General features: G+C 70.4%; 15 protein-coding genes. 6 read left to right on the top strand and 9 right to left on the bottom strand.

The window, feature by feature from the left end; translation table 11 throughout:
- The first annotated feature begins 3 nt into the window (after positions 1 to 3).
- Positions 4 to 1,746 carry an ABC transporter permease gene (locus ACFSJG_RS01980; RefSeq protein WP_378483529.1) on the top strand — a complete coding sequence of 581 codons (1,743 nt, stop codon included), beginning with the start codon at positions 4 to 6 and terminating at the stop codon, positions 1,744 to 1,746.
- 42 nt (positions 1,747 to 1,788) lie between these two features.
- Complete coding sequence (locus ACFSJG_RS01975) at positions 1,789 to 2,676, top strand: TIGR03619 family F420-dependent LLM class oxidoreductase (protein WP_378483528.1); 888 nt, start codon at positions 1,789 to 1,791, stop codon at positions 2,674 to 2,676.
- A gap of 61 nt (positions 2,677 to 2,737) precedes the next feature.
- Here ACFSJG_RS01975 and ACFSJG_RS01970 read toward each other — a convergent pair whose 3' ends face one another.
- Positions 2,738 to 3,799: an enoyl-CoA hydratase/isomerase family protein gene (locus ACFSJG_RS01970; RefSeq protein ID WP_378483527.1), complete on the bottom strand. Its 1,062-nt coding sequence runs from the start codon at positions 3,797 to 3,799 to the stop codon at positions 2,738 to 2,740.
- A gap of 266 nt (positions 3,800 to 4,065) precedes the next feature.
- Between ACFSJG_RS01970 and ACFSJG_RS01965 the strand changes: the two genes are divergently transcribed.
- The 3 genes from ACFSJG_RS01965 (at position 4,066) to ACFSJG_RS01955 (ending at position 7,590) form a co-directional block, all read left to right on the top strand.
- Positions 4,066 to 5,322, top strand: a complete 1,257-nt coding sequence (locus ACFSJG_RS01965) for a CoA transferase (RefSeq protein ID WP_378483526.1) — start codon at positions 4,066 to 4,068, stop codon at positions 5,320 to 5,322.
- Complete coding sequence (locus ACFSJG_RS01960) at positions 5,319 to 6,710, top strand: amidohydrolase family protein (RefSeq protein ID WP_378483525.1); 1,392 nt, start codon at positions 5,319 to 5,321, stop codon at positions 6,708 to 6,710. The genes ACFSJG_RS01965 and ACFSJG_RS01960 overlap by 4 nt, the downstream gene beginning before the upstream one ends.
- Positions 6,711 to 6,795: 85 nt before the next feature.
- Positions 6,796 to 7,590, top strand: coding sequence for a FadR/GntR family transcriptional regulator (locus tag ACFSJG_RS01955; protein ID WP_378483524.1), 795 nt, complete (start codon positions 6,796 to 6,798; stop codon positions 7,588 to 7,590).
- Between the two features lie 12 nt (positions 7,591 to 7,602).
- Here the strand turns inward: ACFSJG_RS01955 and ACFSJG_RS01950 are convergent, their stop codons facing one another.
- The gene (locus tag ACFSJG_RS01950; protein ID WP_378483523.1) at positions 7,603 to 8,616 is read right to left on the bottom strand and encodes a MaoC family dehydratase; all 1,014 of its coding nucleotides are present in this window, start codon (positions 8,614 to 8,616) and stop codon (positions 7,603 to 7,605) included.
- Between the two features lie 121 nt (positions 8,617 to 8,737).
- Here ACFSJG_RS01950 and ACFSJG_RS01945 point away from each other — a divergent pair, with 121 nt between their 5' ends.
- Positions 8,738 to 9,892: an acyl-CoA dehydrogenase family protein gene (locus ACFSJG_RS01945; RefSeq protein WP_378483522.1), complete on the top strand. Its 1,155-nt coding sequence runs from the start codon at positions 8,738 to 8,740 to the stop codon at positions 9,890 to 9,892.
- Between the two features lie 3 nt (positions 9,893 to 9,895).
- On the opposite strand, the gene ACFSJG_RS01940 is transcribed toward ACFSJG_RS01945, so the two are convergent.
- From ACFSJG_RS01940 to ACFSJG_RS01910, 7 genes are all read right to left on the bottom strand, one after another.
- Positions 9,896 to 10,663, bottom strand: coding sequence for a 2-phosphosulfolactate phosphatase (locus ACFSJG_RS01940; protein WP_378483521.1), 768 nt, complete (start codon positions 10,661 to 10,663; stop codon positions 9,896 to 9,898).
- A 66-nt stretch (positions 10,664 to 10,729) separates the two neighbouring features.
- Positions 10,730 to 11,113, bottom strand: coding sequence for a PaaI family thioesterase (locus ACFSJG_RS01935; protein WP_378483520.1), 384 nt, complete (start codon positions 11,111 to 11,113; stop codon positions 10,730 to 10,732).
- Positions 11,114 to 11,161: 48 nt separating this feature from the next.
- Positions 11,162 to 11,938, bottom strand: coding sequence for an enoyl-CoA hydratase (locus ACFSJG_RS01930; RefSeq protein WP_378483519.1), 777 nt, complete (start codon positions 11,936 to 11,938; stop codon positions 11,162 to 11,164).
- 138 nt (positions 11,939 to 12,076) lie between these two features.
- Positions 12,077 to 12,736 (bottom strand): FMN-dependent NADH-azoreductase, encoded by a 660-nt coding sequence (locus tag ACFSJG_RS01925; RefSeq protein WP_378483518.1) that lies wholly within the window; start codon positions 12,734 to 12,736, stop codon positions 12,077 to 12,079.
- 154 nt (positions 12,737 to 12,890) lie between these two features.
- Entirely contained in the window at positions 12,891 to 13,187 is a 297-nt protein-coding gene (locus tag ACFSJG_RS01920; RefSeq protein WP_378483517.1) for a putative quinol monooxygenase, read from the bottom strand.
- Between the two features lie 111 nt (positions 13,188 to 13,298).
- Positions 13,299 to 13,847: a DUF1707 SHOCT-like domain-containing protein gene (locus ACFSJG_RS01915; RefSeq protein ID WP_378483516.1), complete on the bottom strand. Its 549-nt coding sequence runs from the start codon at positions 13,845 to 13,847 to the stop codon at positions 13,299 to 13,301.
- An 83-nt stretch (positions 13,848 to 13,930) separates the two neighbouring features.
- Positions 13,931 to 14,328 (bottom strand): acyl-CoA carboxylase biotin carboxyl carrier protein subunit (locus tag ACFSJG_RS01910; RefSeq protein ID WP_378483515.1); only part of this gene is annotated, 398 nt, incomplete at its 5' end.

The raw sequence follows: 14,328 nt of genomic DNA, 5'->3' as shown, positions 1-14,328 counted from the left end.
ACGATGGCCACGTTGACCCTCCCCGACTCGCCCGCACCAGCACCGTCGGCCCCGAGCACCCGGTCGCCGTCCCTGATGGAGAACGAGAAGGTTCGCTCCGCAGCCCGACGTCTCGGTGTCGTCGCCTTCGCCGCGTTCCTCGCCTACCTCGTGATCCTGCCGATCGTGCGTCTGCAGGCGACCGCGTTCGAGGACGGCGGCGCCGGCTTCAGCCGGGCGTTCGGGCTCGACCGTATCGGCCAGATCCTGAAGTACACGGTCGGTCTCGCGATCGGTTCCGTCGTCATCGCGATGGTCCTCGGCACCGCGCTGGCATGGGCCGCGAGCCGACTCCCGCGACGCCTCGAGTTCCTGCGGATCCTGCCGATCCTCCCCATCGTCATCCCCGCCGTCGCCGCCATCGCCGGGTGGGCGTTCCTGCTCTCCCCACGGCCCGGATACCTCAACGCCGCCCTGCGCAACCTGCCGTGGTGGTCGCATCTCGAGGAAGGCCCGGTCGACGTCTACTCGATCCAGTGGATCGTCATCATCACCGGGTTCTCCCTGAGCTCCTTCGTCTACATGTTCGTCAGCTCCGGGTTCTCGAACATCAACTCCGAGATGCTCGAGGCCGCACAGGTTTCCGGAATGCCCGAGTGGAAGGTGTTCTTCAGGGTCACGCTCCCGCTGCTGCGCCCGACCCTCATCTACGGCGGTGGCGTCGCGCTGCTCCTCGGCCTCGGCCAGTTCACCGGCCCACTGCTCCTCGGGACCAACAGCGGAGTCGGCGTGCTGACGACGGAGATGTACTTCCAGATCAGCGACAGCCCGGCCCAGTTCGCCACCGCGGCCGCTCTCGGCTCGCCGCTGTTGTTCGCGGGCATCGCGGTCGTGTTCGCGCAGAAGGCGATGCTCGGCAACCAGAAACGGTTCGTCACCCACGGCGGCAAGGCGTTCCGTTCACAGGGTCGCCCGTCCCGGGTCGGCGCAGCCCTCATCGTGATCTTCTCGCTGCTGTCGACGGTCCTGCCGATCCTGGCTCTGGCCTTCGTCTCCCTCTCCCGGTACTGGCGCGGCAGCATCGACCTCTCCACACTCACCGTCGACAACTTCCGCACCGTGTTCAGCACGACGGCAGTCCCGTCCGCGATCACCAACAGCCTGGTCTTCTCGCTCGGGTCGATGGCGATCGCCCTGCCGCTCGGCTTCGTCGCGGCCAGCCTGATCGTCCGAGGTGTCCGCTACCCGGCCCTGCGTGTCCTCGTCGACGTGCTCGTCTCGATGCCTCTCGGCGTACCCGCCGTCATCTTCGGTGCCGCCTTCCTGCTCACCTACACCGAGGGACCGATCGTGCTCTACGGCACCCCGTGGGTCGTCATCCTCGTGTACGTGACGCTGATGCTGCCGTTCGCCACTCGCATGCAGCTCTCGACGATGCTCGCCCTCGGAGACAGCTACCTCGAGGCGTCGAGAGTGTCGGGCGCCGGCTTCCTGCGCACGAACACACGGATTCTGTTGCCGCTGATGCGGGGCAGCCTCGGCGGTACGGCCGCCCTGATCTTCGTGCTGCTGACGCACGAATTCACCGCGTCTCTCCTGGTGCGGGCCTCGAAGACCCAGGTGATGGGCACCGTGCTGTTCGACGCATGGTCCAACGGCAGCTACCCCCTCGTCGCTGCCGTCGCGCTGATCATGACGGGTGTCACCGCCGTCGGCGTCGCCGCGGCGATGCTGGTGGGCGGTGCGGACTCACTCAGCAAGATGTGATCCCGGGTGTCCCGGGCAGAACGAATCGAAAGGACAACGACCGTGGGGTCGATCGGATTGAGCGCGTACGGAATGACGGTGTCCGAACTCGTCGAACTCGCCTCCTGCGCGGACGAACTGGGCTTCGACGCGCTGTGGCTTGGTGAACACGTCTTCCGTCCCACCGGGTACGGGAGTGAGCACCCGACGACGGGAACGGTTCAGCACCATACGACCATCGTCGACACCGACACCGAGCTGACGGACCCCTGGATCGCGCATGCCGCGATCGCCGCGGTCACGTCCCGGATCAAACTCGGCACGGCGGTGTACGTCACGGCCCTCCGGCACCCGCTTCTCACGGCCCGCGCCACCATCTCCGTTCAGGAGTTCAGCGGAGGGCGAGTGCTGTTCGGGGTCGGTTCGGGCTGGCTGGAGGAGGAGTTCACCGCGCTCGGAGTGCCGTTCCGGAGCCGGTTCTCCCGTACCGAGGAGTGCATCGACATCCTCCGGAAGTCGTGGTCGGGAGCAGAGTTCGGGCACACCGGAAAGCACTTCACGTTCGATCCCCTCCAGGTGCATCCGCGGCCGGCACCCATCCCGGTCGTGCTCGGCGGCAACACGCCGCCGGCGCTGGCCCGCGCCGCGCGTCTCGGCGACGCCTGGTTCGCGTCCGGAACACCGACACCGGACGAGGCCGTCGAACTCGTGACGGAACTGCGCAGGCTACGAGGAGAACTCGGCCGGTCCGGCGACTTCCCGTGCTACGTCCGGGTCGCGACGACCGACCCCGACGTCCTGGCCCGCTACCGCGCGAACGGAATCGACGACCTCGTGCTGTGGGCGGACACCCTGTGGGTCGGCGACACTCCCGACGAACGCCGCCGCAACCTCATGGCGGCGGCGGATCGTCTCGGTGTCGGGACGCTGGACAACGCCACCGCCGGCTGACCCCCACGACCGGCCCCGGTCCGATCCCCTTCCTCGGACCGGGGCATCTCACTGTCCACCGTCAGGCGATCTCGTCGATCAGGCCCCACTCGAGTGCGGTGTCGGTGTCGAGCGCGACGTTGGTGACGCACATCCAGTAGGCCCGCCACCGTCCGATCCGGCGCGGCACACTGACGCAACCGCCCGCCCCGGGGATCAGCCCCATCGACACCTCGGGCAGGCGGAACACCGTCCCGGGTGCGGCGACGATCCGGGAGGCGAAGCCGGGCACCTCGATGCCTGCGCCGACGCAGGCACCGTGCACCCGGACTTCGGTTCGGTCGGCGAGCGCGGCGACCAGTCGTGCCGCTCCGGCCCGGGTGCGGATCAGGTGTGCGGTGCCGAGATCCGGTGTGGTGCCGAACTCGTCGAGGTCACCACCTGCCGAGAACACCGGTCCGTTGCCGTCGAGGAGGACGGAGTCGATCGTGTCGTCGGCCAGGGCCAGTCGCAACGCCTCGACGAGGCCGTCTCGGACCTCGGCACCGTAGGCGTTACGCCGCTCCGGCCGATTCAGGGTGATGTGCAGGCGGTCGCCGTCGCGGCCGATCAGGACGGGCGTCTGCGGGGACGACGGCGGCAGGGGTCGCGGGCCCCGATGCTCCAACCACCGTCTGAACCCAGGCGTGCCGAGAAGGGTGGAGTAGCCGAGGGATTCGACGTCGAGTGCCTCCGGGACCGGCAGCGTCTCCGAGGCCCGCAGCACGTGCGAGAGCACCGTCGCCGCGTACTCCTGGTCCGCGACCGCGTCCGTCAGCTCGTCCAGTGCCGCAACCGGATCGTCGGCACCGACCAGCGTTCGCGCCGATGCCACACCGGCGGGCGCGAGGGTGGTGTCCAGGGCGGCGGCCACGGCGAGTTGTTCGGCGGTGAGCGGATCTGGGCGGGTGCGGAGACCGACGAGCACCCGCACCGGCGAGCCGGCCCGCTGGGCGGCGCGCGCAGCAGTGTCCGCGTCGACGTCGGCGTCGAGATCCACGACCACCATCGGCTGGTCGAGTGCAGCGTTGCCGCCCAGCAGCGGTAGGTCAGCGGCCCCAGCGGCGAGCGCGGCTGGAGTGACGGTGTCGCGGCGTTTTCCCATCACCACAGCTTGCCAGACGCTACCCGCCAGCAGGACAACGACTTTCCCGGATGAGGTGGTCCCGCCGACGTGACGTGGCGGCGTCGGCAGGACCGTTGCCCCACCCGGCCGTGGGGGACCCGGCGAGACACGGCCATCATATTAGCCAGCTATTTGCCAGGTTCAGGTGGGGTCCACCACCCGAGCCCGCGCCGTTCCACGACACCGACACCGCTCGACCGAAGCGGAACGAACGGCCGGAGCAGGTCGGCCCGTACGATCGAACGGTGCCTCCCACAGCGACTCCCCCTTCCCGTCGCGTACGGGACTGGGCGGACTCCGGGGTCGCCGTACTCACCGGACGCCCGGACGGGCCGCCACTGATCCCACCCGGGAACGCCGCGACCGTCGCGCGCCTCCTGGCCGCCCACATCACCGACGCTGCCGCTCTCACGGGTCACACCGTGGCGGTCGACGGGGCACGACTGCTGTCGGAGCGGGCCGCGTTCACCGGCAGTTCGCGGCGCGGCGACGTCACCGTCGGAGGCAGCGGCCGGTTGCTCCAGACGTCCGACGGGTGGGCCGCGGTGTCCTGCGCGCGCCCCGACGACCCGTACCTGCTCGGAGCCCTGATCTCCGCGGACGTCGACCCCGCCGATCCGTGGCCCGCCGTCACCGGGTGGCTCGCCTCCCACTCGGGCGTCGAGCTCGCCGAGCGCGCCGAGATGCTCGGGATCGCGGCGTCACCAGTCCAGCCGCCGCACGCGCCGGTGCCGCCGCCGGTCGGCGGCCCCAGGTCGGTGGCCGGGCTGCTGGTCGTGGATTTCGGGTCGTTGTGGGCAGCGCCGCTCTGTTCACACCTCCTCGGGCTCGCCGGGGCGCGGGTGGTGAAGGTCGAGACGCCGACTCGCCCCGACGGTGCCCGCCGCGGGAACGCCGACTTCTACACCCTGCTGCACGGCGGCCACGAATCCGTGTGCCTCGATCCAGGCCGGCCCGCGGACCGTGCCGCTCTCTCCGAACTGGTGGCCACCGCCGACATCGTGATCGAGGCGTCGCGCCCACGCGCGCTGGCCGGATTCGGGCTCGACGCCGAGGAGTCCGTGACTCGGGGCACCACCTGGGTGTCGATCACCGCGGCCGGACGAGCAAGCGGCCGTGTCGGTTTCGGCGACGACGTCGCCGCAGCCGCAGGCCTGGTGGCCCGGGACGCCGACGGACCGACGTTCGTGGGCGACGCGATTGCCGATCCTCTGACCGGCCTCGCCGCGGCCGCACTCGCCTGCTCCGCCGATGCACCGGGCAGGCTGCTCGAGGTGTCCATGACCGACGTCGTGGCCGCCACCCTCACCGGCCCCCGGGAAACCTCCCCGGTGGCTCGACGGGACGGGCACCGCTGGGTCGTCGACACCGAGGACGGAGTGATCGAGATCGCCGAGCCGCGTACCCGCCCGTCGACGGCGGAGGCGCCGGACCTCGGGAGAGACACCACGTCGGTCCTGACGTCCCTCGGCATCCCGACCACGGGGGTGTCGACGCTGTGACGGGTCCGCTGCTGATCGTGGACGCCGAGGTGGGCGGTGTCGCCGGCGTCGATGTCCGCGTCGAGAGTGGTCGTGTCGTCGAGATGGGGCGCGGGCTCCCCCGCCGCGGGATCGAGTCGATCGACGCGGCGGGCGGGGCGTTGATCCCCGGCCTCACCGATCATCACCTGCACCTGCACGCGACCGCCGCGGATGCGATGTCAGTGCGCTGCGGGCCCCCCGCCGTCAGCACCCCGGATGCACTGCGCGACGCCCTCGCGGCGGCGCCCTCGGACCCCGCGGGATGGCTGCGCGGCGTCGGGTACGTGGAGTCGGTCGCCGGTGATCTCGATGCCGCGGCCCTGGACCGGCTCTGCCCGGACCGGCCGGTCCGGATCCAGCACCGCAGTGGCGCGATGTGGATGCTCAACTCGGCGGCGGCCCGAGCGGCCCGGCTCGAATCCGGCGACCATCCGGGTGTCGAGCGGGACGACACAGGTGCACCGACCGGCCGGGTGTGGAGGGCGGACGACTGGCTGCGGGCCCGCCTGCCGGCTACCCGGCCACCGTCGCTGGCATCGCTCGGCTCGACGTTGACGGATCTCGGGGTCACGTCGGTGACCGACGCGACCCCGGACCTGGCACCGGAGTCGCAGACTGCGATCGCCCACGCAACGGCAATCGGCGACCTGCCGCAGCGGGTGCACCTCCTGGGCGCTCCCCTGCGCGGGCCCGCCCCCGACACCCGTCGGCTGACGGTCGGCCCGTACAAGATCGTGATCGCCGACTCCGGACTGCCTGATCTCTCGACACTCGCGGACACCGTCGCCGCCGCACACGCCGTCGGCAGGCCGGTGGCGGTGCACTGCGTCAGCCGCGAGGCGCTGCTGATCCTGCTCGTCGTCTTCGACGACGTCGGGACGATTCCCGGCGACCGGATCGAGCACGGCGCACTGGTTCCCCGTGAAACACTCACGCGCGTAGCCGATCTCGGGCTGACCGTGGTGACCCAACCCGGCTTCCTCTGCGACCGGGGCGACGACTACCTCCGCGACGTCGACGACGTCGACCTCCCGGACCTGTACCGGTGCCGCTCGCTGCTCGATGCGGGCATTCCCGTCGCGCTGTCGAGCGACGCACCGTACGGACCTCTCGACCCGTGGCGGGTGATCGCGGCAGCCGTGGACCGCCGGGCGCGCTCGGGTGCGACCGTCGGGCCGGACGAACGGATCACGGCCGCGACCGCGCTCGACGGTTACCTCACGCCCGCAACGGATCCCGGCGGCGCGCCCCGGCGGGTCGAGGTCGGCGCGGAGGCGGATCTGGTCCTGCTGCACTGTCCGCTCGCCGTCGCGCTGGCCGCACCCTCCGCGGACGCGGTCCGCCGCACCTGGACGCCTGCGGGTTGACGACGAATTCGGCGGCCGGACGTCGAATGGTTTACTGAGGGTGACCGGACCCGGGTATCCAGGTCCGTACGGATGGGAGTCGACGATGGCGGACAAGACCTTTGCACCGGTCTTCCACGCACCCAGCGCCGCCACCCGCCCCATCCGCACCCAGAAGGCATCCGAGGTCGTGGCGAACACCCTCCGCAGGATGGTCATCGAGGGCGCCCTGAAGGACGGCGACCACCTCCCCTACGAGGCCGACCTGATGGATCGCTTCGCGATCAGCAGGGCCACGCTGCGGGAGGCCATTCGCGTTCTCGAGTCCGACGGACTGGTCGCGGTCCGGCGCGGATCGAGGTCCGGCGCCCGGGTCTGTGTACCCGGTCCCGAGGTGGTGGCCAAACCGGCGTCGCTGCTGATGGCGCTGTCCGGCACGACGATCGCGGACCTGTTCGTGGCCCGGGAGGCCGTCGAACCGGACGCGGCGCGGGTCCTCGCCGCCGAGGGCACGGACGACGACTTCGACGAGCTGTCCCGGATGGTCGAGGAGGACCTGCCCGCGTCGTATGCTTCGAAGACACTGGTCGCGGGGTTGTCCGCGTTCCACCTGCGGGTGGTGCAACTGTCCGGCAACGCGCCGCTCGCAATCACGGCGGGCATGCTGTTCGAACTCACCCGCCACGACACCGGGCCCGCGGTTCTCGAAACCGCCGAGGACCGTGAGCTGTACGCGGCGAACCTCAAGCTCGCGGTGCGCTCCTGCCGTCGCCTGCTCCGGTTGCTGCGGGCACGCGACGCCGACGGCGCCTTCTCGCACTGGCGCAAGCATGTCGTCAACGCCCGCCCGTTTCTCATCGACGGCCGCGACCAGGAGAAGGTGAAGGACGCGACCGGCTGACGGGCGGGACGGTCAGGCGAACAGCGCAGTGAACCGCCAGTCCAGCACGGGCGCCGGGTCCGCTCCGCCGCGGTGGGCGTGGACGACAGAGCGCAGGTCGAGCGTGCCGCCCCCGGCGGGGAGCGGCGTCGCGGACTCCACGTACAGGTCGCTGGTGAGGGTGTCGCCCTCGGCGACCGGGCCGGTGTGGTCGCAGGACTGCCAGCCGAGGACCGTGACCATGTTCGGCAGCGCCCGAGCCGCCTGACCGAGCGCGATCCCGATGGTGTGCCCGCCGTAGACGAGCCGCCCCGCGGCACCCACCCGCTCGTCGTGGTGCGTGGCGGCGACGTTGAGGGTCAGTCGTGCCAGTTCGGGTGCGCTGGTCACGACGTCGCCGCTGGAGGTGAACCGGATGCCGACGAGGTCCGGGTCGAAATGCGTTCCGGGAACACGGTTTCGGTAGACGTCGAGGTCCATCCCGGCAGGCGTCGACCGGGCCGGGGCAGCCTCGGAACCGGAGCCGGACAGGTCGTCGGAGCGGATCGCGGACGCCGGATCGACGCCGGGCCGCACCGGCAGCATCGCACAGCGGTGGAAGTCGAGGACGGTGCGCTCGTACTCGTCGACGGTCGTGATCCGCAGCGCCGCAAGACCGGTCGCGGCACGCCCCGGCTTCACAGAGTTGCTCTTGAGGCCGACGACCTCGGCCGTCGTCCGCAGCGTGTCACCGATCAGAGGCAGCCGGTGCAGCCGCAACCCGCGGTAGAAGAGGTTCGCCTTCACGTGATGGGTGACGAGGGTGGACTGGCCGATCGCGACGTCGATGACCAGCCCCGGATGTGCAATGGGTCCGCCCGCGACGGCCGTCGAGAGGTGCGCGTCGAGCGGCAGCCGCAGCCGGTCACCGAGGATGGCGTGGTGCGCGGCGGCGAGGCCGTCGGTGAGGGTGACCGCCGGCGCCGTGTCGAAGACCTGCCCGACCGTCAGCTCGTCGAAGTACGGTCCGCCGACGGCGACGGTGTGGAAGTGATCGGGTGTGGTCACGGTCGGTCCTTCGCAGGTCGCGGATGTGGCGGGCGGGGAGGTACAGCCATTGACATTTGTACCACCATCACACCAATATGGCCGTACAAATTGCCGGACACCTGCCGAACGCGAGGACACCGTGAGCCACAACCTGAACGACGAAGAGGCATTCCTGGTCAAGACGGTGCGCGACTTCGTCGACCGCGAGGTCAAGCCGACGGTGCAGGAGGTCGAGCACGCAAACGAGTACCCCGAACGCTGGATCGAGCAGATGAAGAAGATCGGCATCTACGGTCTCGCCATCCCGGAGGAGTACGGCGGCGCCCCGGTGTCGATGCCCTGCTACGTCCAGGTCACCGAGGAGCTGGCCCGCGGCTGGATGACGCTGTCCGGCGCGATGGGCGGGCACACCGTCGTCGCGAAGCTGATCGGACTGTTCGGCACCGAGGAGCAGAAGCAGACGTACCTGCCGCGGATGGCGACCGGCGAGATCCGCGCGACCATGGCGCTCACCGAACCCGGTGGCGGCTCCGACCTGCAGGCAATGACGACCACCGCCAAGCGCGACGGCGACGACCTCGTCATCTCCGGCGCGAAGACCTGGATCACCAACGCCCGTCGCTCGGGTGTCATTGCGCTGCTGTGCAAGACCGATCCGGCGGCGACCCCGCGGCACCGTGGCATCTCGATCGTGCTCGTCGAGCACGGTCCGGGCCTGACGGTCTCGCGGGACCTGCCGAAGCTCGGCTACAAGGGCGTAGAGAGCTGCGAACTCTCGTTCGACAACTACCGGACCCCGGCGTCGGCGATCCTCGGTGGTGAGCAGGGTAGGGGTTTCGGGCAGATGATGAAGGGCCTCGAGACGGGCCGGATCCAGGTCGCGTCCCGGGCGTTGGGTGTCGCGGCGGCGGCGTTGGAGGATTCCCTGGCGTATGCGCAGCAGCGGGAGAGTTTCGGGCAGCCGATCTGGAAGCACCAGTCGATCGGCAACTACCTCGCCGACATGGCGACCAAGCTGACCGCCGCCCGGCAGCTGACCCGATTCGCCGCGGAGAAGTACGACGCAGGCGAACGCTGCGACATGGAGGCGGGTATGGCGAAGCTGTACGCGTCGGAGGTGGCGATGGAGATCGCGCTCAACGCGGTCCGGATCCACGGCGGGTACGGCTATTCCACCGAGTACGACGTGGAACGGTATTTCCGGGATGCGCCGTTGATGATCGTCGGTGAGGGCACCAACGAGATCCAGCGGAATGTCATCGCCGGTCAGCTGGTCGCCCGCGGCGGAATCTGACGGTCACCCGCGGATCGCTCGATCGACGAACCGGTCGCCGTCGAGCACCGGCACGGACCGGCTCTCGTCGACCTCGGCGGCCACGGCGACGTCGGCACCGAATCCCCCGGCGACCAGTTCCCGCCCCGACGCACACCGTTCCAGTTCACCGCTCACCCGATGCGCAACGGATTGCCAAGCAGCCGAGGCGGTCTCGGCCTCCGGCGAGGCGCTGAGGTCCGGCCGCAGCACCCGCAGCGCAGAGATCACCGCACCCGCTCCCCACAGGTCCTCGACCGCGGGACGCAGGGTGCCGTCCGGCCACCGCTCCCCCGCCGCGATCACCGCGACGGCGGTTTCCGGACGATGCTTCTCGGCGATCCACGCCGCGACCGCCGACGCGTTGCGCAGCGCCGCCCCGACGCACACGGACGACGCGGCGGCCAGCGCATACGCGATCGCGGAGCCGTTCGGCGAGGGCAGGACCAGCCGCGACAGCGCAGGCGCCGACCGAACCGTCAGCGGCGACAGGCTCACGTCGCCACCCGTCGCGGCTCGACGCCCGACCGCGAGAACAGCGTCCTGCTCCGACGCGTGTCGGGCCGCCGAATCATCGTGCCACCGATAGGGAAAGACCTCGGCCCCCCGGTCCACGGCAACCGACAGGGTGGTGGTGAACGACAGCACGTCGATCACGACCGCGGTCCCCGCGTCGCGACCGACGGCGTCGGCCCCGACCGGACCCCAGTCGAAACGGATGGACTCGTCGGACTGCTGGTGAGCCGGATTCATCCGGTCACCCTCACACAGGTGCGCACCCGAGTGCGACATCCGGCGTCACCGTGAGCCGAACTCACGTCACTCGGCGGGACGCTCCAGGTTGGCCAGCCGCACCTGGCCGCGCGCGACGAGCTTGCCGTCCTCACCGGTCAGGGTCACGGCCCAGAGCTGCTGGGTGCGCCCGCGATGGATCGGCAGCGCCTCCGCGGACAGCGTGCCCTCGCTGACCGCGCGCAGGAAGTCGGTGTTGTTGTTGACACCGACGACGGTCCGTCCGGGGCCGGTCCAGTACTCGGATCCGCCGATGCTCGCGAGCGTCTCGACGATCGCGCAGTACACGCCGCCGTGCACGATGCCGAACGGCTGGTGGTGTTCCGGCCCGAGCACCACCGTCGCGGCCACCCGCTCGGGGCCGCTCTCGGTGATCGTGAATCCGAGATGGTCGTTGAATCCAGTGGTCATGCTTCTGCTCCTCGAATTCGCTTTTCCACGAACACTATCGCCGAGGGATCAGGCGTTCTGCGTCCGGCCCCGGTCGATCACCGCGGCCCGCCGCTCGGCAACCGTGGACGGCCGGAAGTCCGCCATCCACGCCCGCGACGTCGCCTGCTCGACCGACAGCGCCGGATCCAGCAGATGCGACTCGGCGTCGCGGTACGAGCGCAGCAGCGTCCGGACGCCCGGCTGATCGTTGCCCGCGACGGCCGCGGCGACGTCGAGGGCGACAGGCAGCAGTCGCTCGTGCGGCACGACCTCGGTGACCAGGCCGACGCGCAACGCCTGCTCGGCGTCGACGAAGTTCCCCGACAGGCTCATGCGGCGCGCGAAACCGGGACCGACCGCGGCGGGCAACCGGGCCGTGAGGCCCCAGCCGGGCAGGACGCCGACGCGCGCGTGGGTGTCGGCGAACCGTGCGCGTTCCGACGCGATCAGGAAGTCGCAGGCGAGGGCCAGTTCGAGACCGCCGGTGATCGCGGCGCCACCGACTGCACCGATCAGCGGCTTGGAGAGCGGTCGCCACGGATGCCCGGCCGGGACGTCGTCGTCGACGGCGTCGAGGTTGCCGCCGTCCCCGCCGAGCTCCCGCAGGTCCAGGCCGGCGCAGAACGCCGGGTCGGCGCCGGTCAGGATCACGACGTCGACGGTGTCGTCGGCGTCCGCGGCGGCGAGGGCGGCGCGCAGGTCGCGGATCAACGCCGCCGAGAGTGCGTTTCGCGCCTCCGGACGGTTCAGGGTGAGGACGCGGACGCGGTCGTGCTGTGCGATGCGGAGGATCTGGTCGGACATGAGGCGCTCCCAACGTCGCGGACGATTCCCACACAGCCTATATAGCGCTCGCTCAGTTCGAGATACCGGCCACGCCCCACGTGACGGTGACGCCGCCGTCGACTGCGCTCGGCTCGCCGCCCCGAGGGCTACCGGTCGTCAGGATCCGAGAGAACGCGCCAGGTCCGTCACCGCAGCCCGCGCCGCGGTCCTGCTCGCCTCGGCCTGGTCGACGAACGCCGCCAACGCCGGGATCCTCGGTGCCAGGGTCAACTCGACCGGCACGACCGTCACGGCCATGCCCATCGACACGCCGAGAACCTGCTGCAGTGCGGGTGTCGCGAAGTCCGTACCCGCCCCCGCCGTCCCCGGCGCGTAGGTGTTGCCCCGACTCGAGAGGACCACCACCGGCTTACCCGCGAATGGCCGGTCGGGGGTGTCGAACGGGACCGTCGTGCCGAGCACGTGCACGTGGTCGATCCACGCCTTCAGTGCCGACGGCAGCGACCAGTTGTACATCGGTGCGCCGATCACGACGACGTCCGCGGCGGCGATCTCCTCGATCAACTCGCCCTGCAGCGATTCCGCGGCGGCGAACTGCGCAGTGGCGCCGCCGGGAACGTCTCGGATGCGCAGACGCGGGGCGTAGTGCAACTCCGCATCGAGCAGGTGGGGCACCTGGTCGCGATGCAGGTCGCGTTCCGTCACGGTGAACTCGGGGCCTCGGGAGCGCCAGGTGTCCGCGAAGAGTCGGGTGAGGCCGCGAGACACCGACGACGCGGCGGCGGCAGAGGAATCGATGTGCAGAAGACGAGGCATGTGTCGGGTCCTTTCGAGCGACCGGGCGCTCGCGGTCGAGTGATCGAGCCCGTTGGCCCGTGCGACGTCAGCATGGAGGACGACCGCCCGCGGCGACGGCGCCCGGGCCCGGACCCGGTGCGCTGTCGCCGCGACGGTCGACCTGCGACGCCCGTCAGACGTCGGCGTCGAGGGTGCCCAGCGAGAGGGACGGCGCACCGGCCAGCAGCGGGCCGAGATCGGTGATCGCACCCTCGCCTGCGCGGAACTTGCGGTACGCGGCGTCGTGCTCCGCGGACTCCCAGGTCTCGATGAAACGCCAGGTGTTCGGATCCTGCGCGTCGATCACCGAGTCGACACCCACGCAACCGGGGAACGCCCGGGTCTCCTTGAGGACGCGGGTCATCACCTCGTGTGCCGCGTCGGCCGCCTCCGGCTTGAAGGTCAGCTGCAGAATTGCGATTACCGCCATGTTCACTCCCTGATGTCGTGCCGCGAAAACTGTTGTCACGGTTGGCCACCGACATTACGGCCGCATGTGGCCCCTGTCACTACCGAGTTCTCCGAAGTGCAGAACTTCGTTCTACTCGATGCCGCGGACCACCGCGAAGATCAGGAACGCTGCCGCAGCGAGCACCACGACGGGCTGCCGGAGCATCAGCGCCGGTGCAAGGAGAATGAGGGCGTACGGAACCAGACCGAACCGCGTGGGCGCCCGCGTCGCGACCGGTGCGGGCAGGTCGGGTGCGGCAGCGCGCAGGAAGTCGGGCACACGGGGCCTCCGACGTCGGGTGCCGGCATACAGAAGTGCCGAGCCGGCCACCAGGACGAGGGCGATGGGAATGAACCACAGCGCGAGATCCGCGGCGGCGAAGGCGAAATATCCGGCGATCAGCACCACCGGCAGCAGAATCCAGCCGAACCGGCGGCCCGCCGCGGCAGGCCCGCCGAGTGCGGGCAAGTCAACGAAGAGGATGGCGAGATCGTGGTTGGTGCGGGCCGTCTCCACCCGTGCGCAGCGATCCTCGAACTCGGTGAACGACAAGCGCCCTTCACCGAGATGCCTGGTCAGGAGCTCGATCGCCTGTTCGCGCTCGAACGTCCCGATGCGGGTGTCCGGGAGTTCGGCCATGTGACCAGGGTAGGCCCTGCGGGCTCGTGCGCGGTTCACGGGTTCGAGGACCCGCAAACCGCGCACGAGCAGCTTGCTGCCTGCTACTTCAGCTCGGCGAGGACGGTGCCCTGCGTGATCGCAGCACCCGGCTCGACAGCCAGCCCGGTCACGACACCGGCCTTGTGCGCGGTGACCGGATTCTCCATCTTCATCGCCTCGAGGACCACGATCAGATCGCCCTCGGCGACCTCCTGCCCCTCCTCGACCGCGACCTTGACGACGGTGCCCTGCATCGGCGCGGTCACCGCGTCACCCGACGCCGCACCCGCGCCGCCGCCACCCCGCTTGCGGGCCTTCGGCTTGCGGGTGATCGCCCCCACCCCGGGTGCGGCGGTCCCGACGGAGAACTGACCCGGCAGCGACACCTCCACCCGACGACCCCCGACCTCGACGACCACGGTCTGCCGCGGCGCGGTGTCCTCGTCGTCGGCGACCGCAC

Origin of the sequence: Rhodococcus gannanensis, from assembly GCF_042681175.1 — a bacterium.
Taxonomy (GTDB): domain Bacteria; phylum Actinomycetota; class Actinomycetes; order Mycobacteriales; family Mycobacteriaceae; genus Rhodococcus_G; species Rhodococcus_G gannanensis.
The sequence above is the reverse complement of the archived record's forward strand: the minus strand, read 5'-3'. Positions and strand labels throughout refer to the sequence as shown.

Coding starts and splice junctions, on each gene's coding strand:
- ACFSJG_RS01980 (WP_378483529.1), top strand. CDS start 4: ATGGCCACGTTGACCCTCCCCGACTCGCCCGCACCAGCACCGTCGGCC.
- ACFSJG_RS01970 (WP_378483527.1), bottom strand. CDS start 3,799: ATGGGAAAACGCCGCGACACCGTCACTCCAGCCGCGCTCGCCGCTGGG.
- ACFSJG_RS01955 (WP_378483524.1), top strand. CDS start 6,796: ATGGCGGACAAGACCTTTGCACCGGTCTTCCACGCACCCAGCGCCGCC.
- ACFSJG_RS01940 (WP_378483521.1), bottom strand. CDS start 10,663: ATGAATCCGGCTCACCAGCAGTCCGACGAGTCCATCCGTTTCGACTGG.
- ACFSJG_RS01935 (WP_378483520.1), bottom strand. CDS start 11,113: ATGACCACTGGATTCAACGACCATCTCGGATTCACGATCACCGAGAGC.
- ACFSJG_RS01930 (WP_378483519.1), bottom strand. CDS start 11,938: ATGTCCGACCAGATCCTCCGCATCGCACAGCACGACCGCGTCCGCGTC.
- ACFSJG_RS01925 (WP_378483518.1), bottom strand. CDS start 12,736: ATGCCTCGTCTTCTGCACATCGATTCCTCTGCCGCCGCCGCGTCGTCG.
- ACFSJG_RS01920 (WP_378483517.1), bottom strand. CDS start 13,187: ATGGCGGTAATCGCAATTCTGCAGCTGACCTTCAAGCCGGAGGCGGCC.
- ACFSJG_RS01915 (WP_378483516.1), bottom strand. CDS start 13,847: ATGGCCGAACTCCCGGACACCCGCATCGGGACGTTCGAGCGCGAACAG.